General features: G+C 49.4%; 19 protein-coding genes and 1 pseudogene. 12 read left to right on the top strand and 8 right to left on the bottom strand.

The annotated features are described in order from the left end of the window. The first annotated feature begins 24 nt into the window (after positions 1–24). Positions 25–2,640, top strand: a complete 2,616-nt coding sequence (locus tag CWM47_RS01600) for an ABC transporter permease (protein WP_240625672.1) — start codon at positions 25–27, stop codon at positions 2,638–2,640. Between the two features lie 55 nt (positions 2,641–2,695). Here CWM47_RS01600 and CWM47_RS01605 read toward each other — a convergent pair whose 3' ends face one another. The 5 genes and pseudogenes from CWM47_RS01605 to CWM47_RS01620 form a co-directional block, all read right to left on the bottom strand. After that, complete coding sequence (locus CWM47_RS01605) at positions 2,696–3,088, bottom strand: VOC family protein (protein WP_100986050.1); 393 nt, start codon at positions 3,086–3,088, stop codon at positions 2,696–2,698. A gap of 174 nt (positions 3,089–3,262) precedes the next feature. After that, a pseudogene (locus tag CWM47_RS40005) lies at positions 3,263–3,766 on the bottom strand (ABC transporter permease); the annotation flags it as partial. Next, positions 3,756–4,355, bottom strand: a complete 600-nt coding sequence (locus tag CWM47_RS40010; RefSeq protein WP_394341975.1) for an ABC transporter permease — start codon at positions 4,353–4,355, stop codon at positions 3,756–3,758. The gene CWM47_RS40010 and the pseudogene CWM47_RS40005, both read right to left, overlap by 11 nt. Then, the gene (locus CWM47_RS40015; protein ID WP_157815874.1) at positions 4,249–4,599 is read right to left on the bottom strand and encodes a permease prefix domain 2-containing transporter; all 351 of its coding nucleotides are present in this window, start codon (positions 4,597–4,599) and stop codon (positions 4,249–4,251) included. Before CWM47_RS40015 ends, CWM47_RS40010 begins: the two co-directional genes overlap by 107 nt. Next, the gene (locus CWM47_RS01620; RefSeq protein WP_100986052.1) at positions 4,596–4,931 is read right to left on the bottom strand and encodes a PadR family transcriptional regulator; all 336 of its coding nucleotides are present in this window, start codon (positions 4,929–4,931) and stop codon (positions 4,596–4,598) included. Before CWM47_RS01620 ends, CWM47_RS40015 begins: the two co-directional genes overlap by 4 nt. 315 nt (positions 4,932–5,246) lie before the next feature. Here CWM47_RS01620 and CWM47_RS01625 point away from each other — a divergent pair, with 315 nt between their 5' ends. The 11 genes from CWM47_RS01625 (at position 5,247) to CWM47_RS01675 (ending at position 17,411) form a co-directional block, all read left to right on the top strand. After that, a complete protein-coding gene (locus tag CWM47_RS01625) occupies positions 5,247–6,503 on the top strand; it encodes an exo-beta-N-acetylmuramidase NamZ family protein (RefSeq protein ID WP_100986053.1) in 1,257 nt (418 codons plus the stop codon). A 257-nt stretch (positions 6,504–6,760) separates the two neighbouring features. Further along, positions 6,761–7,951 (top strand): tRNA 2-thiouridine(34) synthase MnmA, encoded by a 1,191-nt coding sequence (mnmA, locus tag CWM47_RS01630; protein ID WP_100986054.1) that lies wholly within the window; start codon positions 6,761–6,763, stop codon positions 7,949–7,951. A 211-nt stretch (positions 7,952–8,162) separates the two neighbouring features. After that, the gene (locus CWM47_RS01635; RefSeq protein ID WP_100986055.1) at positions 8,163–8,900 is read left to right on the top strand and encodes a 3-keto-disaccharide hydrolase; all 738 of its coding nucleotides are present in this window, start codon (positions 8,163–8,165) and stop codon (positions 8,898–8,900) included. A gap of 82 nt (positions 8,901–8,982) precedes the next feature. Beyond that, positions 8,983–9,210, top strand: coding sequence for a hypothetical protein (locus tag CWM47_RS01640; RefSeq protein WP_100986056.1), 228 nt, complete (start codon positions 8,983–8,985; stop codon positions 9,208–9,210). Between the two features lie 11 nt (positions 9,211–9,221). Beyond that, positions 9,222–9,908 (top strand): HAD family hydrolase, encoded by a 687-nt coding sequence (locus CWM47_RS01645; RefSeq protein WP_100986057.1) that lies wholly within the window; start codon positions 9,222–9,224, stop codon positions 9,906–9,908. Between the two features lie 106 nt (positions 9,909–10,014). Next, positions 10,015–11,058: an agmatine deiminase family protein gene (locus CWM47_RS01650; RefSeq protein WP_100986058.1), complete on the top strand. Its 1,044-nt coding sequence runs from the start codon at positions 10,015–10,017 to the stop codon at positions 11,056–11,058. A gap of 163 nt (positions 11,059–11,221) precedes the next feature. Next, on the top strand, positions 11,222–11,560 hold the full coding sequence (locus tag CWM47_RS01655) for a n-acetylglutamate synthase (protein WP_100986059.1): 339 nt from the start codon (positions 11,222–11,224) through the stop codon (positions 11,558–11,560). An 80-nt stretch (positions 11,561–11,640) separates the two neighbouring features. Beyond that, positions 11,641–12,345 carry a hypothetical protein gene (locus CWM47_RS01660; RefSeq protein WP_100986060.1) on the top strand — a complete coding sequence of 235 codons (705 nt, stop codon included), beginning with the start codon at positions 11,641–11,643 and terminating at the stop codon, positions 12,343–12,345. 91 nt (positions 12,346–12,436) lie between these two features. Then, positions 12,437–14,806: a peptidylprolyl isomerase gene (locus tag CWM47_RS01665; RefSeq protein ID WP_100986061.1), complete on the top strand. Its 2,370-nt coding sequence runs from the start codon at positions 12,437–12,439 to the stop codon at positions 14,804–14,806. Between the two features lie 136 nt (positions 14,807–14,942). Beyond that, on the top strand, positions 14,943–16,322 hold the full coding sequence (locus CWM47_RS01670) for a peptidylprolyl isomerase (RefSeq protein ID WP_100986062.1): 1,380 nt from the start codon (positions 14,943–14,945) through the stop codon (positions 16,320–16,322). Between the two features lie 126 nt (positions 16,323–16,448). Continuing rightward, positions 16,449–17,411, top strand: coding sequence for an AAA family ATPase (locus CWM47_RS01675; protein ID WP_100986063.1), 963 nt, complete (start codon positions 16,449–16,451; stop codon positions 17,409–17,411). Positions 17,412–17,461: 50 nt separating this feature from the next. Here CWM47_RS01675 and CWM47_RS38725 read toward each other — a convergent pair whose 3' ends face one another. The 3 genes from CWM47_RS38725 to CWM47_RS01685 all read right to left on the bottom strand — a co-directional run bounded on the left by CWM47_RS38725 (position 17,462) and on the right by CWM47_RS01685 (position 20,394). Continuing rightward, positions 17,462–17,638: a hypothetical protein gene (locus tag CWM47_RS38725; protein ID WP_170069398.1), complete on the bottom strand. Its 177-nt coding sequence runs from the start codon at positions 17,636–17,638 to the stop codon at positions 17,462–17,464. 60 nt (positions 17,639–17,698) lie between these two features. After that, positions 17,699–18,703: an ABC transporter ATP-binding protein gene (locus CWM47_RS01680; RefSeq protein WP_100986064.1), complete on the bottom strand. Its 1,005-nt coding sequence runs from the start codon at positions 18,701–18,703 to the stop codon at positions 17,699–17,701. A gap of 68 nt (positions 18,704–18,771) precedes the next feature. Further along, a complete protein-coding gene (locus CWM47_RS01685) occupies positions 18,772–20,394 on the bottom strand; it encodes an NADP-dependent glyceraldehyde-3-phosphate dehydrogenase (protein WP_100986065.1) in 1,623 nt (540 codons plus the stop codon). Positions 20,395–20,519 lie beyond the last annotated feature (125 nt).

The raw sequence follows: 20,519 nt of genomic DNA on the forward strand, positions 1-20,519 counted from the left end.
ATTATTCATTATTCATTCCCCATTATGAAACCGCCCCGCTTAGCCGACCACCTGCTTACATGGTTCTGCGCCCCTCACCTGCGGGAAGAGGTGCTGGGCGATTTGCACGAACGCTACGCGCTGCGGGTCACTCGCCTGGGAGAAGCAAAAGCCCGACGACGCTACTGGCGCGATGTGCTGGCCTACGTGCGGCCTTCAATAATTAGACGACAACCAACCCAGTTCTCAACACCAAAAACAACAACAATGCTACGCAACTACCTCAAAATCGCTCTACGAAATATTGTCAAGAACAAGGCCTATTCAGCTATTAACATTGGTGGGCTGGCGGTAGGTATGGCCGTGGCCATGCTGATTGGGCTGTGGATTTACGACGAACTATCCTACGACAAATACCACCAGAATTATAACCGTGTGGCTAAAGTCATGCAACGCGGCATATTTGAAGGAGTGTTTGGCGCAGGGGGCTACATGCCTCTTCCACTAGCCAATGAATTACGCACCGATTTTGCCGACGACTTTACGTACGTTGTCATGTCGTCCTGGACCAGAGAGCATATTCTGGCCTTTGGCGACAAAAAATTCACAAAACAGGGAAACTACCTCAGTCCGGAAGCGCCCGATATGTTCACATTGAAGATGCTTCGGGGCACGCGGGCGGGCCTGAAGGATCCAGCGTCGATTATGCTGTCGGAGTCCGTTTCTCAGGCACTTTTCGGGAGCGACGACCCGATGGGAAAAATCGTAAAGATCGACAACAGACTGAATGTAAAAGTGACGGGCGTATATGAAGACTTGCCCTACAATACCGAGTTCAGAGACATGAACTTCATTGCTCCCTGGGATCTATATGTATCGTCGGAGGAATGGGTAAAGCGGGCACAGGACAATGTAGAATGGAATAATAATTCCTGGCAAATACTGACTCAGATTGCGCCAAACGCGACTTTCGACGCTGTTAATGCCAAAATCAAAGGCTTACGGGTAAAGCACGTTCCGGAAACGGCTCCCTACAAAGCAGAAGTTTTTCTACAACCTATGAGCCGCTGGCACTTATACACCGGCTGGGATAAGCAGGGCAACGTGGAAGGACGCATTCAGTATGTCTGGCTCTTCGGTATTATTGGCCTGTTCGTCCTCCTGCTGGCCTGCATCAACTTCATGAATCTGAGCACTGCTCGCTCTGAAAAACGGGCCAAAGAAGTAGGTATCCGTAAAGCGGTGGGGTCGGTACGCGCCCAACTCATCAGCCAGTTTTTCAGCGAATCGCTGATGGTTGTTGCATTTGCGTTTATCCTGTCTATGCTGGTGGTCATTCTCGTACTTCCCCTCTTCAATGAAGTGGCCGATAAGCAATTAGGCATCTTATGGACCAACCCTATGTTCTGGCTTTCGGGCATCGGGTTTAGCCTGTTCACAGGCATCATTGCGGGTAGCTACCCGGCGCTTTACCTGTCTTCGTTTCAGCCGGTAAAAGTCCTGAAAGGCACTTTTCGGGTAGGTCGTTTTGCCAGTATGCCCCGGAAGGTGCTGGTGGTTATCCAGTTTACAGTTTCGGTTACGCTCATTATTGGGACCATTCTGGTTTTTCGCCAGATTCAGTATGCCAAAAACCGTCCGATCGGTTATGATCGCAATGGGTTGATTACGATCACCATGAACACACCCGAGTTGCACACTCATTACAATGCTCTGCGGGAAGAGCTATTACGAACGGGTGCCGTTATAGACATGTCTACTTCATCGACACCCGCAACGGATTTGAATTCACAAAATGGCGGATTCGAATGGGAAGGAAAAGACCCAAATTTCAAAGCTCAATTCGGGACTATTGCGGTAACCCACGACTTCGGCAAAACGGTTGGCTGGCAGTTCAAAGAGGGCCGCGATTTTTCCCGAAACTTCACCACCGATTCAGCAGCTCTGGTCATGAACGAAACAGCGGCTAAGTACATGGGCTTGAAAACCGGCTCGCCAGTGGGTATGATCGTAAAATGGAATGGCAAACCCATGCGGGTATTGGGCGTTATCAAAGACATGGTGATGGGATCGCCGTTTGAACCAGTTGTCCAAACTGTTTTTATGCTGGATTATAACTGGGCGGGTGTTATAAACATCAAACTCAATCCGGAACAAAGCGCACCAGAATCACTGGCCAAAATCGAAACTGTTTTTCGAAAATTCAATCCCGGCAGTCCGTTCGATTTCAAATTTACCGATCAGCAATATGCCCTAAAATTTGCCACCGAAGAACGGATTGGCAAGCTCGCTTCAATCTTCGCTATGCTCGCCGTCTTTATCAGTTGTCTGGGCATATTTGGTCTGGCTTCTTTCGTAGCCGAACAGCGCACCAAAGAGATTGGTGTACGAAAAGTGCTGGGAGCCTCAGTCTTTAGTTTGTGGGGCTTACTCTCTAAAGATTTTGTGGTGTTGGTTACCATTGCTTTCGGTATTGCCACGCCCCTTGCTTATTACTTCCTGAGCAACTGGCTCCATAAATATGAATACCGAACCGACATATCCTGGTGGATTTTTGCGGTAACAGGCGCAGGTGCCCTGGGTATTACGCTGCTCACGGTGAGTTATCAAAGTATCAAAGCGGCCCTGATCAACCCGGTAAAGAGTTTGAGAAGCGAGTAGAGTCGTCCAGATTTAGAATGAAAAGTTGACACATTCAAGTAACAAACTTATCTCATCATTGCCGTTGCCCATAGCAGTAACAAAGTCCATCGGGCGCAACGACGAAAAAGACTTTCCACGTTACATTGCCATGTTGTTGCTGGCTAAAGTCGGGCGTTATATTGTCGAAGCCTGTTGCCATTAGTTCTGTCAACATCGTTTCGACATCATCGACTTCAAAAAAGCAACCGTCCTGCTGCGGGTCGCCCCCGTTTTCGGCTAGGTCAATCTGAATACCGTCGCGCTCCAGTACCGCCGATTGATGGGGCGTTTCACTTCGTGATACCAGCCGAAAGCCCAGAATGGTTTCGTAAAAAGGTAAAGCCGTTTCCAGATCGGCAACAGGTAAGTTCATTTGATCCTGCTGGTAAGGCCAGGCGTTTTTCAGCGTTGCTTGGGGTGACTGCATCTGTCGGGTTGCTTAATGAGCACAGGTAAATGTTTCGACACAAGTATACACCGCGCAGGACGTAATCTTTTTATGTCCTTGCTGAGCTTCGAAAAAAGTAAAAGGGTTTTACGAATTAATTTCGAATAGGGGAGAACATACGCCATATCTTGGAAATATGGCGTATGTTCTCCCCTATTCGCTCCGTAAACTCTTCACTGGGTTCATTAGGGCAGCTTTGATACTCTGGAAGCTAACCGTTAGCAATGTAACGACGAGAACGCCAGCTCCCGATACGGCGAAAATCCACCACGAGGGATCGGTTTGGTATTCGTACTGCTGAAGCCAGTTTGTCAGGAAGTAGTACGCGATGGGTGTAGCGATGGCAAACGAAATAATGACCAGCACCAGAAAGTCTTTGGAAAGTAGTCCCCACAGATTAAGTACGCTGGCCCCCAATACTTTGCGGACGCCAATCTCTTTGGTCCGCCGTTCCGCTACGAAAGACGCCAGGCCAAACAAGCCCAGACAGGAAATGAAGATAGCCAGCACCGCAAAAAACGAAGCTAACGTGCCAATGCGGGCCTCGACGGCAAATTTTTCGGTGTATTCGGCATCAGCGAACTTGTAGTCGAAAGGGGCTGTCGGGTTGTATTTCTGGTAGACGACGTCAATTTTAGCCACCGCTTCACTGGTGCTCATGGTCATATACACCCGTCACTTTAACCGCCGTTTGAGCCTCTATTTTCATCAGCTTTCCCATCGGATCAGCCATTCCGAACAGAGCGCTGGCGACCGATTTTGACATCATGATGAAATACGGTTCGTTCAGGCCCGCTCTGGTCCCTTTGATCATTGTTAGCGACAGCCTAGCGGGCGCTTGCGGTTCGATGTAATTGCCCGTTTTCCAGAATTTCTTTTCGCCGAATGACAGAATATGACCCTCTGTCCAAGAAGACAGTACGATGTGTTTGAAGTCAGACCCGTATGCGTTGCGCAACACATTGGCCAGCGGAATGGGAATAGTTGGGGCCGTACTGACAGCCCCATTTATGGTCTGATTTTGCATGACCTGCGCAATGCGGTCGTAGTTTTTGTGGTATTTATTGAACGATAGTTCATCATAAATCCACAGCCCGATCAGCATGGCCACGGCCATGCCTACCGCCAGCCCACCAATGTTAATGAAGGAGTACAGCTTTTGACTTTTCAAATTTCGAAAGGCGATTTTCAAATAATTTTGTAGCATGTCGGGGTGTAGGAAAAAGGGTTGTTTTAGCCTGTTCATGCCTGGGTTTCCGACGGCACACAAAGGGTGGCAGTACAGATAATACATTGAGCACATAGCGTACTGTAGCCTGCGTCTGGCCTGATCGCTCATACCAGTAGGCATAGAGTTCGTAGAGGTCGCCCTCAACCTCTTCGAGGGTATTTTCGGGGTGGAACCAGCGGAGTAACCGTTGCGCCCAGCGCGGTTCGTGGTTCGGTACTCCGGTCCTACGGTTCGGTTTATGTTTAGGTTGATTCATCATCTGGCGAGTTGAAGCGTGTTGGGTGGGACCATCTGCCACAATTCCTGCCGTAGTTGCTGAATTTCCTGCAACGCCTTACTGCCCAAGGCCGTTACCTGAAACAGCCACTTACGTCGTCCACCCCGCTCGGTGGTGGCTCCGCCCAGTTCTGAGCGAACAAATCCTTTCTCCTCCAGTCGGATCAGCGTGTTATGAACCGTACCAAAGGTCACGATTCGACCGGTGTGCTCTTCCAATGCCTGACTCACGGTGACACCGTAGCCCTCGCCATCCAGAATAGCCACCATCAACAATACTACTTCTTCAAATTCGCCTAAATACGTGCGACGCATTGCTTCATTTGATTAGTCTCTATTTTATCGTACAAATCTGAGACCAATGTCAAAAAGGTTCAGATAGGGCATTCAGGCCATTATTCTGAAAAAATCAACCTGTTTATTCTGTCTGTAAATGGACAGCATGTGTCCCGCAATGGACACCGGAATCCAGTACGGTATCATTCAATCTGGCTGATTTGGCTTTTGTTGTATTCTCTGTTTTGCACAAGAAGCTACGCGATGATAGCAGACTTTTAGCGTATCTATTATTAAGTTTACCCTGACTAATGTACCAAACCGTCGTTTTTTTGTTGTCATTACCCTGAATTCATGAAAATCAGCTCATTCATAATTATCCCCCTGACCCTAGGTCTATCGTGTGCCATTAATCCGGCAGTTCGCTCCACCCAGCCATCCGACTTCGACACGCCTGCTACCGTAGTCACGCAGGCCAGGAAAGTGACCACCGGTGCTGACCAGATCTCGGCTTACCTACCGTATCTTAAAGGCAAACGCATTGGCATGGTCGTTAACCAGACGTCGATCATTGGCAGCAAACCCAGCGTAGACAGTCTGGTAAGCCTGGGCGTGAACATCGTCTCGATCTTCGGACCTGAGCACGGATTTCGGGGTAATGCCAGCAACGGAGCTAAAGTAGATGATGCGGTTGATGCCAAAACCGGCATTCCGGTTGTTTCGCTATACGGCAAAAACAAGAAGCCGTCTAAAGAGCAGTTAGTGAACATCGACCTGATGATTTTCGACATTCAGGACGTGGGTTGCCGGTTTTACACCTACATTAATACGCTCAACCATGTAATGGAGGCCTGTGCCGAGAACAACAAAGAGCTGATGATTCTGGACCGGCCCAACCCGAACGGCTTTATCGTCGATGGCCCTATTCTGGAACCTCATCTGTATTCAGGGATTGGGATGCACCCAATTCCTATTACGCATGGCTGCACCATCGCCGAGTTTGCCCAGATGATTAATGGCGAAGGCTGGGGAGGAGTCGCCAAAACAAAACCGTGCAAGCTACATATTGTTAAGGTAGCCAATTACAATCACGACATTCCTTATACGTTACCCGTTTTGCCCTCGCCCAATCTAAACACGCAACAGTCAATTTTACTGTACCCCAGCCTTTGCTGGTTCGAAGGAACGATCATCAGCCAGGGACGGGGCACCTACATGCCTTTTACCGTTTTGGGGGCACCCGCCCTGAAGGGTCTGTATTCGTTTTCCTTTAAACCAGTAAGTCTTAAAGGTATGAGCGAAACACCCTTACATCAGGATGAGGATTGCTACGGTCTTGATCTACGAAAATATGATACCAACCTACTACGCAAAACCAAACAACTCAATCTGCAATGGCTGATGGAATTATACAAAGCGTATCCCGACAAAGCCCGCTTTTTCGATACGAGTTACAGTAAGCAAATCGGGAATTTCAACTACCGAAGCGGTAACGAAGCTTTAAGAAAACAGATCATTGCAGGCGTTTCCGAAAAGGAAATCCGACAAAGCTGGGAACCGGGTTTGTCTGCTTATAAGCAGATGCGGAAGAAGTATTTGATTTACCCGTAGTCAATCCACTGATGGCGAAATCAAATAAGTAACCCAAATAAATATATAATACTAGTTGTTCTCATTTTCACCTTGTAAATCTGCCCCCGCGTTAGATTAACAAGGATGGGATAGAAATTCTTTACCCTCTAAAGCCAATTCATCCCTTCCGAAACTAAGACCCCTCTCATTTGCGTTCGTATCTTTGTGTGTCGTTTCCAACGGAGATCGGCATAGGCAAAAACACTAAAATCGCGGGGCTTTGGACCCCGGCAGATATGAGCAAACACGGACGAATTCTAGTCGCCATGAGTGGCGGTATTGACTCTTCGCTGGCAGCGGTCATGCTTCACGAAGAGGGTTACGAGGTCATCGGAATGACCATGAAAACCTGGGACTATGCGTCCTCAGGCGGTACTAAAAAAGAAACGGGCTGTTGCAGTTTGGACAGTATCAACGACGCCCGCAACATTGCCGTTAGCCTCGGCTTTCCCCATTACATTCTGGACATTCGGGAGGAATTCGGTGACGCCGTCATCGACCATTTCACGGGCGAATACCTCGAAGGTCGGACACCTAATCCCTGCGTGATGTGTAACACCCACATCAAATGGGATGCCCTCCTGCGCCGGGCCGACCGGCTAGATTGTGAGTCCATTGCCACCGGGCACTATGCACATATTCGCGAAGAGGGTGCCGGTACGGCTTCCCGGCGATTTGTTCTTTCCAAAGGCGTTGATTCCCTAAAAGACCAGTCCTACGTATTGTGGGGCGTATCGCAGGAGAGTTTGAGTCGTACTAAGTTGCCGCTGGGTCATTTGCGCAAATCCGAAATTCGCGAAATGGCCAAAGAGCGCGGCTTTATGGAACTGGTTACCAAATCGGAATCCTACGAAATCTGTTTCGTGCCTGACAATGATTACCGGGGCTTTTTGAAACGGCGTATGCCGGGTCTGGAAGCCGAGGTAGCCGGAGGTAACTTCGTGATGGAAGGCACCGGAAAAGTGATGGGCAAACACCAGGGCTATCCGTTCTACACCATCGGCCAACGCAAAGGGCTGGGCATGGCGTTTGGGCAACCGATGTTTGTAACAGAGATCAGGAAAGACACAAATGAAGTAGTATTGGGCGTCGATAAAGATTTGTTCCGCGATGGCATGATTGTGAGCAAGTTGAATCTGCAAAAATACCCTGCCATTAATGCACCAATGGAAACGGTCACGAAAGTGCGGTACAAAGACCCCGGCACAGCAGCTACCATTTCGCAGTCGGGCGACAAAATCGAAGTACTCTTCAACGAAGGTGTTTCAGCAATTGCACCCGGTCAGGCGGCTGTTTTCTATGAAGGCGACGATGTGATTGGGGGCGGATGGATTATGAAAAGCTTTCGTCAGGGCGACGAGTTCACCCGTACGGATAGTAACAAAGATACGGCAGTTCACCCGCAACTTGCGGTGAGCAGCTTATAATACCATTAGATTGAGCTCGTTACTACAGCGTGTGCAGAATAACTTTGCGAAGTTCTGTACACGCTGCTCTGGTTCAGAGCAGTCTTTCTATAAAAAAATAATAGTGTTTCTTTGTGGCTATAAATTAAGTGATTGGCGGCCCCGTCCGTTGTACAGACCCGATAATCACTTGAGATTAACTATTTAGTGCAACCTGATTAGGCCCCTTTACATGAAAAAACTTGTTTTACTTGCGGGATTTGTACTAGCCTGTACCGTCCAATTAGTTGCCCAAACATCAGTATCCACCGGGGCAGCATCCACGGCAACCGCCCCTATTACACCGCCTAAAGGACACCCTAACTCAAGCGGTGCAGGCTGGAAGCCACTATTTGCCAGTGACTTGTCTGACGCTGGCTTCCCAAAGGGCATCTGGACGTTCGATGACGGCGGGGTGTTGACGGCTTCAGCCGATGTAGCCATATGGTCAGCCATACCTTACGACGATTTTGTACTGGATCTGCTCTTCAAGACCGCCGATGGCACGAACAGTGGCGTAGTGGTTCATGCCAGTGACACCACTAACTGGATTCCGAACTCGGTGGAGATTCAAATTGCTGACGATTACGCAAAAAAATGGGCCGATTCGCCTGCTAACTGGCAATGTGGCGCATTTTTCGGTCATCAGGCGGCCATCAAACAACAGGTCGTTAAAAAGCCTGACGAGTGGAATCGCTATACGATTACCTGCCAGGGAAAGCTAATTTATGTCGTGCTGAACAATCAATTAGTCAACACCATCGACCTGTCGAAGTTTACCTCAGCCAAAGCCAATCCCGATGGTTCAGAGGTTCCTTCCTGGCTCAACAAAGCACCCGCCGACTTACCCCTTCGTGGCTATATTGGTTTGCAGGGCAAACACGCAGGAGCCCCGATTTACTTTAGAAATATCAAGATAAAGGCGTTGTAAGTAGCGCGGACATCCTGTCCGCATGGCTGAAACTACGTTAGCTTTCTGCCATGCGGACAGGATGTCCGCGCTACAAAAAAATATGCAAACCGACCCCCAAACCCGTCATAGTCGCGCACTACCCGAATTGCGTTTCTCGCTCAATCTGCTCTATATGGGTCGCTTGTTGCTGGGTATGAAATCGACCTCGCTTGCGAATGACGACGGTATCGACGCATTCGATGAACGCATTGAAGACGTAACAGACGAGCTGGTCTCTACGGAACTGCTCCACGAAGCGGCCATTTTAGCCGGAGACATTTTATCATAAATTCAATTTTCATGCCCACTACATCTACGGCCCAAAACTGGGCCGCTCTGTTCGACATGGACGGTGTCCTGGTCGACAATACCGACTTCCATGTCAATGCCTGGCTGCAATTTGCCCAACAGCATGATCGCCCGTTGACAAAAGATCAGTACGTTGAAAACATCAACGGACGCGTTTCGGCTGATGCGATGGGATATCTGTTTCAGCGGCCCATTACCCCCGGTGAATTGATTGTACTGACTGAAGAGAAAGAAGCGATTTACCGCGAATTATATCGGCCGCATCTGCAGCCCGCACCGGGTCTACTGGATTTCCTGAACGCCTTAAAAGCTCAGTCGGTTAAGTTGGCGGTAGGCACATCGGCCCCGGAAAGTAATGTTCTCTTTACGCTGGATGGACTTCCCCTTCGCCCCTATTTCGATGCTGTTGTGGATGCCAGCATGATCCATCGCGGCAAACCCGACCCCGAAATTTACCTCACAGCCGCTGAACGCGTTGGGATTGAACCAGCCCGGTGTGTGGTGTTCGAAGATGCCTTTGCCGGTATCGAAGCCGGACTTCGGGCAGGCATGAAGGTGGTGGCGCTCGCAACGACCCATACACCCGATGAACTGGCAGAGACCGGCGCATCCTTGATTGTCGCTGATTTCACAAAACTGACTCCAGAGGCAGTGCGCGCATTGATTCAACCGGCATAAAGACAAAATCTTTATCGTCTCGCCGTACCTTTGCGGTAGTAAATCGTAATTCGTACCGCAAAGCCGGACCGTCTATAGATCGTATATCGTAATTCGTACATCGTTCATGGCATTAATTCCCGCCCGTGAGGGCTTTTTCTTTCCTGCCGAGTGGCATCCGCATGTGGCCACCTGGCTCAGCTGGCCACATACCGAAGCTTCCTGGACGCGCGAACGGCAGGAGTTGATGTTTCCGGCCTACATTGAGTTTATCAAAGCCATCGCCGAAAGTGAACAGGTGTGCATCAACGCACATAACGACATTGTGATGCAGTCGGCTAAGATGCGCCTGTTAGCGGCTGGAGCCGACATGAGCCGCATTACGCTCCTGCCACACCCCACCAATGACTCCTGGTGCCGCGACCACGGCCCGGCTTTTCTGATCAATCCGGACAAAAAAGAGCGGATGATCGTAAACTGGGGCTACAACGCATGGGGTGGCAAGTACCCGCCCTACGATCGCGACGACCTGATTCCGGTAGAAATTGCCCACTACCGTAACCTGAATTACGTAACACCGGGCATCATTATGGAAGGCGGTTCGGTAGAGTTCAATGGCGCCGGAACCGTGCTGACCAGCCGTGCTTGTTTGCTCAATCAGAACCGAAATTCGCACCTGACACAAGCCAATATCGAACAATACCTGTGCGACTATTACGGCGTTAAACAGGTGCTGTGGGTTGAAGAAGGGATTGTGGGCGATGATACCGATGGGCATATTGACGATACCGTTCGGTTTGTGAATGAAGATACCGTCATTGCTGCGTATGAATCAAACAAAAACGACGCGAACTACCCATTCCTACAGGAAATTCATCATGAATTGAAACAAATGCGCTTGCTGAACGGGAAGCAATTGAACATCGTCGAGTTACCCATGCCCGACCCGGTCGAAAGTGATGGACTGCGGCTTCCAGCTTCCTATGCCAATTTCCTGATCACTAACGGTGCCGTTATCGTCCCAACCTTCCGATGCGACAAAGATCAACAGGCGTTGGATATTATCGGCTCGTGCTTTCCAGACCGCAAGATCATCGGCATCGACTCCACCGATATCGTTTGGGGCCTCGGTAGTTTTCACTGCCTGAGCCAGCAGGAACCAAGTATCTGACCGGGATTTTAAGAAGATTAAAAGGATTTTCATGATTACTGCAAAAAAGGCAGCTCGATTGTTCAACCTACAGCTTCAGTACCAATAGACTTTTCGGGTTTATTCAGATTTTTCTGCAGTAATCAGGAAAATCTGATTAAATCTTCTTAAAATCCCGTTCCAGATGTATAACAATAAAACTTTTCGCTCCGTCACGAACACCACCAATGGCGAGGTGAGCTCTGAAACGATCTTTCATTATCACCAGCAGAATAAACTGGTGTGGGCCGAGTATGCAGGCGGAAGCATCGTAAAAGGGTTTCTGATTGCGACTGTACAGGCCGACGATAGCCTGGATATGCGCTACGAACACGTCAACACACAGGGCGAGTTGATGACCGGCAGGTGCCTGTCAACACCTGAACTCCTGCCCGATGGACGCCTGCGACTGCACGAAAAATGGCAGTGGACCTGTGGGGATCAATCTTCAGGCGAGTCTGTCGTTGAGGAGATTTTAATTTGACTTATTACAGCATAACAGGCGTGTTCAGTCAAAAAATCGCTCATCATAGAGATCATAAAAATCGGCGTTCTATTTACATTATGAGAATCATATTAATTAGTTCAATCCTGGTTCTGACAACTGGCTGTGCCCGACAACCGGTACTTAGAGCCGAGTTGACACCCCGCACGCTCAAAGCGGTGAACCTGGAAGAAACCGTAAGTCGGCGGGATGAACTGATGATGGCGTATTCCTTAACCAGCTACGACGCCAACAACAAAGCCGTAGCTGTTGTGAATGGTGGATGGGGTGTTGAACGTGTACAGAAAGATCAGCAACTCGACCTTCAGGCTACTCCTCAATCGGGCGAACCCAGTAAGGCAAAATCAATCAATTTGGAACTACCCCGAAACGGGCGAATTGTTGCCTCGCTGGTCCTTATCGAAGTCGATAATTACGACCAGGCGCGGCAAACGATGGCAAAAATTCAGAAAATACACAACCTGATCGCCCTTCCGGCAGGGCTGCTCCTCACGGCAACCGAGGTGTTAACACCCTTGAAATACGTCTCGGCAGGATTGGTAGCGTCGGGGGTTGGATTGCAGTTACTGGATAAACTCGACGACGATGATTTGCTTGGACAAAGCAGTGTAGAACTTCGTGAGGCCGATGTACGGAAGAAAAAACAGCGATTCGTTCGTGTACCCGCTACGTTTACCGGGCAAAATCTAAAGGACTCATTTGACTACCGGCTTGAGTACGACATCACCCTCAAGTCGGTGAAAATCCGGCCAGTGCGCCAATAAGGACGCTTGACTAACGTTGCTTATACATATCGAATGTTTTTCCTGCCGTATCTGTTTTACTCCTATAATCAATATCACCTTTTCAGACGCTATGCGCCATTTCACAGGCGGATTTTTACTGGCTTTACTTGTTACAGCCTGTAAAACAACCGCACCCGTTGTTCAGCAAACACCACCAGAACCCGTTATTCTAACGCTGGGCAATAAAGCCTTTACGACCAACGATTTCTTTCAGTCGTTTACCAAAAATCAACTTTCAACTGATTCTGCCCAGCGAACCGACGTAAAAAATTATTTTGACCTCTACACGAACCTGAAGTTAAAAGTACTGGCGGCCGAATCTGATGGGCGCGATACAACCGAGGCTTTTCGGGAGGAGATGAGCACCTACCGGAAACAACTGGCGCAGTCATACCTGACCGACAAAGTGCTGGTAGAGTCGTTGGCGGCAGAGGCATACCAGCGTATGCAGGAAGAAGTCAATGCTTCGCACATTCTGATTCCTGTTTCGGCATACGCATCCCCTGCCGATACCCTGGCGGCTTATCAAACCATTCTGTCTTTACGCAAACAAGCCCAGGCAGGAGACGATTTTGCCAAATTGGCTCGTGAGCATTCGCAGGATGTCAATACAGCTTCAAATGGCGGAAATCTAGGTTATATCTCTGTTTTTGGTGTCGTTTACCCGCTGGAAACTGCCGCTTTCGCCACGCCAACCGGTAGTATTTCGGCCCCTGTTCGCACACGTTTTGGCTATCATATTATTAAAGTCAATAACCGTCGATCAAGCAGGGGGCGGGTTCGCGTAGCGCATATTTTACTAAGAATTAGCCCATCAGCTGATGAAGTTGGCCAGAAAGCAGCACAGGAGCGAATCAATTTGGCCTATGATCGGCTACAAAAAGGCGATTCTTTCGAACAGGTTTGTCGACTGTTTTCAGATGATGCCACCTCCAAAGCCAACGGAGGTGTTTTGCCTATGTTTGAGCCGGGCCGTTGGGTACCTGCCTTTGAGGATGCGGCCTTTTCGCTATCCAAACCCGGCGAATACACCAGGCCCGTTCGTACCAACTACGGCTGGCACATCATTAAACTCATTGAACGCAAAGGGCTGGATACCTACACCATTCTGGGGCCTTCGCTACGACAGCGCGTAACCACCGACAGCCGCGCGGAGGTTCTACGCCAGAGTACGGTGCATCGTTTACAAACGGAGTATGCTGTCAAGACCGACCAATCTCTGCTAGAGGTTGCGCTGACCAAAGCCGACAGTAGTTTGCTACGTGGTCAATGGCGCGTTGCCGAGCCGCTTGAGCCCAGCCTTCAAAACAAAGCGCTAGTTACCATTGGTCAACAAGTCTACACGGTGAATCAGTTTTTTGGGTACGTTCGGCTGCGTCAACAACCCCAGCGGAACCCTGCCTTGTCAACATCGAACGCAACAAATTCAGCAACGTCACCCGCCGAACGCCAGTCTGGCGGCTCACCAACGGTGGCGATGCGGCAGTTATTCGACCGTTTTGTGGGCGATCAACTGATCGCTACAGAAGAAGCGAATCTGGACAAAAAATCGCCTGAATTCCGGGCTTTGCTGAATGAAATCCGGGACGGTGTTCTGTTATCGCAGGTAATGGAGCAGAACGTCTGGGAACGCTCCATGGTCGACTCTACAGGTCAACAGCAGTACTTTGAGCAGAATAAAGCGAAGTATAGTTTTCCTGAACGCGCCCTGGCCACCATTGTTGTGGCACAGAATGATAGCCTCCTCAAACAAGCGAATACTATGCTCAGTGGCCGGGCCCCTTACCAGCTTCGACGCTCGGCGGCACCGCTGACGTTTGCCAAAGGGCAGACAGCCCTGACACCCGGCCTTCTCGAAACCCTGTTCGATGTACTGGTTGTTATGAGTGCCAATCCTGATTATGTGCTCGAAGTAAGCGGCTCTCACGACCCTACAGAAAGTGATTCGGTTTCAGCGGGGCGCATTCGGACGGTGGTCAGTTATTTGCAGAAAAACGGCGTTTCGCTTAGCCGCATTATGGAAAAAGATTTTCAGGGAGCCAGGCCCGGAGCGGCTAAAGATGCCCAGCGGAATGTAGCTTTTCAGTATTTCAGCAATGCCAAAAATGATATTGCGAAAGTACTCAACAGCAAATTCGCATCGCCAGCCTCCGACCCGGCAGTGGTTATCACAACGGGTTTGTTTGCTCAGAACGACAATCCTTATCTGGACAGCATCAAGGAGTGGAAAGTTGGAACAAATAGCCTTCGTCGCGACAAGAAGGCCGTCTCAGTGATCATTGACCGCATTGAACCGGCACGCGCCAAAACGTTTGCCGAAGCACGGGGAACGGTCATCAATGAATATCAGGCAACGCTTGAAAAACAATGGCTGGGCCAGCTTCGGCAAACCTACTCGATTAAGGTCAATGAAGAAGAAATTCGGAAGTTGGCGAAATAGAAATTAGTGTAGTGGGTGCAGTCAGGTCGTTACCGATTTACTTATTCCACCTACTTCCCTACTTTCCTACCTTCTTATTCCACTTAAAATTTCTTAAAACGCAGAGCAACAACCATTATCTGCTTATCTTTAAAACATGAAAAAAGTAATCAGCAGTGCGCTTGTCATTTTGGTTGGCTGGTTTCTGACCGTGCCCACCTTTGGGCAGGGCCAGGGCATTAGCCTGAATAAAATCATTGCCAAGGTCGACAACTACTATGTGCTTCGGTCTGACCTGGAAGAAGCCTATCAATCATATGTGGGTCAAAACCAAACCCCACCCCAAAAGTGTCAACTGCTGGAGAGCTTGGTCATCAACAAAATGATGTTGGCCAAAGCCGAAATTGACTCTGTAATGATCGAAGAGAAGATCGTGGACAGCGAACTTGATTCGCGGATGCAGTACATGATTCAGCAATTCGGTTCCGACAAAAACATTGTGGAAGCCTACGGTAAAAGCCTTGAAATGCTGAAAAGTGAACTGCGTACGCAGGTGAAAGAGCAAAAGCTTGTTCAGAAGATGCAATCGAAAATTACGTCGGATGTGAAAGTGACCCCACGCGACGTTCGTAAATTTTTCGACGGTATTCCGAAAGACAGTTTACCCTATATTCCTGCCGAAGTAGAAATTGGCCAGATCGTTCGCTTTGCCAAACCTACAAAGGAGCAAAAAGATGTGCTTCGCCAAAAACTGCTCGATCTCAGAACGCGCGTTGAAAAAGGGGAGGATTTTGCCAAACTGGCAAAAGAATTTTCGGAAGACGTTGGCTCGGGACAGAATGGTGGTGACCTAGGCTTTGCCAAACGTGGCGCCATGGTGGCTCCCTTTGAGGGCGCAGCCCTGAAGCTGAAGCCCAATGAAATGTCGGACGTTGTTGAATCGGATTTTGGCCTTCACCTGATTCAGCTGCTGGAAACTCGTGGAGCAGAATATCACTCCCGGCACATTCTGTTACGTCCTGATTATAACCGGCTGGACGTTTCTGGCCCAACGCATTATTTAGATAGTCTGCGGAATCTGATTAAAATCGACTCGCTCAAGTTCGATAAAGCGGCTAAAGATTATTCGGAAGATAAAGGTACAGCCGATGCTGGCGGCCTGCTTCGCGATGCCCAATCGGGCAGCAGCCGGATGGCTATGGACGGATCGATGGAATATGCCATGTTCCAGATGCTCGATACGATGAAAGTTGGTGAAATTTCGGCTCCATTACCGTATCGTACCGAAGATGGTAAAAGTGCGGTACGATTGTTGTATTTCAAAAGTAAAATTGCTCCACACACGGCCGATTTCACGAAAGACTTTGAAAAACTGCAAACAATTGTGCTTCAGAATAAAAAGAATCGCGCCATCGACAACTGGTTCAAGAAGTCCGTTGCTGATGTTTATATCACAGTTGACCCTGAGTTTCATAGCTGTAAAATTTTCGGCACAACCCAGGGCAGTGCGGCAACCCTCAGCGGTGGGGGCAATTAATAATAAATGTAGAATGTAAAATGAACAATGTAGAATAGTAAATGACGGCAGACCCCCTCTTTTAACATTCACTTTTCACTCTTCATTCTTCACTCTTCATTGTTTATCATTCATAATTAGATTCCTGTGCCCTACTCATCGGATGTCGCGGCTGCCGAAGCCCTTACAGTATCTTATCAGAAGTTAAAAACTGAAATTTCGAAAGTTGTTATTGGTCAGGATGATACGGTTCGCTTATTGCTGACTGCTATCTTTTGTCAGGGCCACTGTTTGTTGGTAGGGGTGCCGGGGCTGGCAAAAACATTGCTGATTCAAACCATTGCTGGTGCACTGGATCTTGATTTTAACCGCATACAGTTTACGCCCGATTTGATGCCTTCAGATATTCTGGGTTCCGAAACACTGGATCAGGAGCGCAATTTCAAATTTATTAAAGGCCCAATTTTCGCCAATATCATTCTGGCCGATGAAATTAACCGGACACCGCCTAAAACACAGGCGGCCCTGCTCGAAGCGATGCAGGAGTACTCGGTTACGATTGCCGGTCAAAAATACAATCTGGACAGACCTTTCTTTGTTCTGGCTACCCAAAACCCTATTGAGCAGGAAGGTACCTACCCCCTGCCCGAAGCGCAGTTAGACCGGTTCATGTTCAATATTTACCTGGACTACCCTTCGTACCAATCGGAGCTGGATATTGTTAGAAGCACTACATCCGACAAAAAATACGATGTGCAACGAGTGATTACGGGCGAAGAAATCCGTGAATTCCAACACTTGGTTCGCCGGGTGCCGGTTGTCGATAATGTGATTGAATACGCCGTTTCGCTCGTTCATAAAACCCGGCCAAATACGGAAAAAGGGTCGCCGGATGCGAATTTATATTTAGAGTGGGGAGCAGGTCCCCGGGCATCGCAGGCACTCATTCTGGCTGCCAAATGCAACGCCCTGTTAAACGGAAAATATTCGCCCGATATTGAAGATGTTCGGGCCGTAGCCATGCCTATTCTTCGGCACCGGGTTGTCCGCAACTTTAAAGCCGAAGCCGAGGGCATATCGGTTGAACAGTTGATTAAGCGCCTGATGTAAAAAGGGGGAGTAAAGGGAAGCAAATGACTCCCTTACTCCCCCTCCTCCCTTTACTCCTCGTCTTTCCGATTTGTCTTGCCCAGATAATCCTGCCCCTCTTCGCCCATGCCGGTTGAGTGGTCATCTACTCCCGAAGCGTCCACATCCTCGGTCTGTTCACCGACCAAAAAATCATCTTTCCCGCTGGGTTGATCCACGCCGGGGTCTGGTTGTTCACGGTTTTCCATAACGTGTTGTTGATTTTGTTTACCATACAACCCAGAACGAACCGGAGGGTTTAATCAATGTCAAGGCTTTAAATACCAGGCGGACTCCGCGGCAACCCGAATACGCACTTGCTGGCCCACTTGCATATCGCTGCGCGTGGTCAGCAAACGCAGGCACACATAGCGCGAAAGTTCGACCTCCAGTTCGTAATGACTCCCTTTAAAAAATAAGGCTCGTATAGTGCCGGTTGCCCCTGTTTCGTCAAGGTGAATCTGTTCCGGTCGTAGACAAACCAGTTCATTCGGATTGTTCGTGTCGGGCAGGTGCAGCGTGGGCAGGTGTTTGGCTTTTAGAATATTGACCGGACCCGTCATACGGGCAGCATATGCTGTCGTGGGCCGACGATACACGTCGACCGGTGACCCGATCTGTATCAATTTTCCATCGCGCATAATACCCAGAGAATCAGCAATGGAAAGCGCATCGGTAGCATCGTGTGTAACAATAATACAGGAAGTCTGGCCAGACCCACCATTATCCTGACGAACCATGTCAAACAATAAATCGCGAACGATAAGCCGGTTAGGCAGGTCGAGATGGCTGAATGGCTCGTCTAACAACAAGATAGCGGGTTTATCGGCGATAGCGCGGGCAATGGCTGTCCGTTGCTTTTCGCCCCCCGACACCTGACGGGGTATCCGATCCTGCACGTCGGTCAGTCGGCAAAGTTTCAGCAACTGATCGACCCGATACTCCCGGTAGCTTTTCTCGAAAAACCGGAGGGCATATTTGATATTCTCCCGCACCGACACGTTTGGCATAAGCTGGTATTCCTGATGCACCAGCCGAATATTGGCATGGCCCGGCACCAGCACTTCCGATGGCCCTACTACCCGCTCGTTATTGAGTCTTACCTCGCCCGCATCGGCATCAGCCAGGCCTGCCAACAGATTCAACAGGGTACTTTTCCCCGAACCGCTGGCGCCTACGAGTGCCATGATCCGGCCGGGTTCGAGTGACAATGAAACATGCCGTACCGCCTGAACATCGCGATAGGTTTTGGTGAGTTTTGTTGCTGTGAGCATGTAGCACCGACCGTCCCGGTCGGCCGTTTAATCGTATATATCAGCCGACCGGGACGGTCGGTGCTACGTTAAAAAATGAAATTCGTACTCAGGAATGTTGATTTATGATGGCCCACAATGTCATTCAGAATGGCTTTGTTGGCATCAGACTCTTTGGTTGCCACTGCCGACCGGATCGAGAATGAACGAAGTGCGTCTTCGACCGAAAGCGTGCCTTCGGCAGAATCCTTGCGGCCTGTAAATGGAAACGTATCGGGGCCGCGCTGGCACTGTGCATTAATATTAACACGACTAACCAGGTTTACCAGTGGGTCGATGAGCTGGGCTATTTTGGCCGAATCTGTACCGAAAATACTTGCCTGCATGCCATGATCGTCGGTAATCAGGTATTCGATAAATTCTTCGACATCATCGTAAACAACTACCGGAATAACCGGCCCAAACTGTTCCTCACGATAGAGTCTCATGCCTTCTTTGACCGGAGACACCACCGCCGGATAAAACAGCGATGCTACCGTAGCGCCCCCATTTTCGTTAACAATAGACGCGCCCCCCGCTTCGGCATCGGCAATGATATCGGACAGGTATTGCGTCTTGGTGAGTTCAGGCAGCGGTGTAATCTGCACACCGCTATCCCAGGGCATACCGGGTTTCAGCTTGCTGACTTCGGGGCCAAACCGTTTCAGAAATTCATCAGCAATGGATCGGTGCGCCCAAATGATTTTGATAGCGGTGCATCGTTGACCATTAAACGACAGCGTACCCAGCAGACACTCTTTCACAGCCACATCGAGGTCTGCATCGGGCAGAATAATGGCCGCGTTTTTAGCGTCAAGGCTCATGATTGAGCGTAGCCGGTTGAGCTTTGGGTGTTGCCGTTGCAGTTCGTCGGCTACGCGGCTGGAGCCAATGAGCGTCAGCACATTTACCTTACCCGATTGCATAACCGGTGGAATTACATTGGCACCCCGTCCATACAGTGAGTTAACAACGCCCTTCGGAAAACTGGTGCGGAAGGCTTCAAGCAGTGGATAGTGCAGCAGAGAGCCATGTTTAGGGGTTTTAAACAAAATGGTATTACCCATTAAAATGGCCGGAATAAGCGTTGTGTAGGTTTCGTTAAGCGGATAATTAAACGGGCCCATCGCCAGCACAACACCCAGTGGCGACCGACGAATTTGCCCGATAATACCTTCATCAATCCGAAACCTTGACGAGTTCCGATCCATTGTTTTAAGGGTATCAATGGTATCGTAGATGTAGGTTACCGTTCGGTCGAACTCCTTTGTCGCATCGGCCAGATTTTTCCCGATCTCCCACATAATCAGGTTCACAACCAGCTTTTTCTGTTCCAGCATCTTCCCAACGAAGGTATCCATGCACTTTATACGGTCGGCAACGGCCATTTGCGGCCACTCACCACGACCATTGTCGTAGGCCGCAACAGCAGCCTCTAAAGCTTCCATTGCTTCGGCAGGGCCCGTTACGGGAAAGCTGCCAACCAGTTTGCGCTGTAGTTTACCGTCTGCATCCGGAAAGCAAACAGGGGAATAAACGTCTGAAACGGCTCCATCCCACTGGCGCATTTCGCCATTGAGCAGGTACTCGCGCTGGTGAATGGGTTCGATGCGGTAGTCGGCTGGAACCTGGTTCTCTGAGGGAAAAAGCTGTGTAAGTTCTAAGGTAGTCATTGCAGAGGGACAAATTAGAAAAGAAACGCTGGCAAACGTCGCCATTCGACCGGCTAAATCCAACCCGACAGAAAACAAAATTGTCTGATTCGCCTAACCAGCCGGTCTATAAATTCGTCACTTAT

Origin of the sequence: Spirosoma pollinicola, assembly GCF_002831565.1 — a bacterium.
In the GTDB taxonomy this organism is placed as follows: Bacteria; Bacteroidota; Bacteroidia; order Cytophagales; family Spirosomataceae; genus Spirosoma; species Spirosoma pollinicola.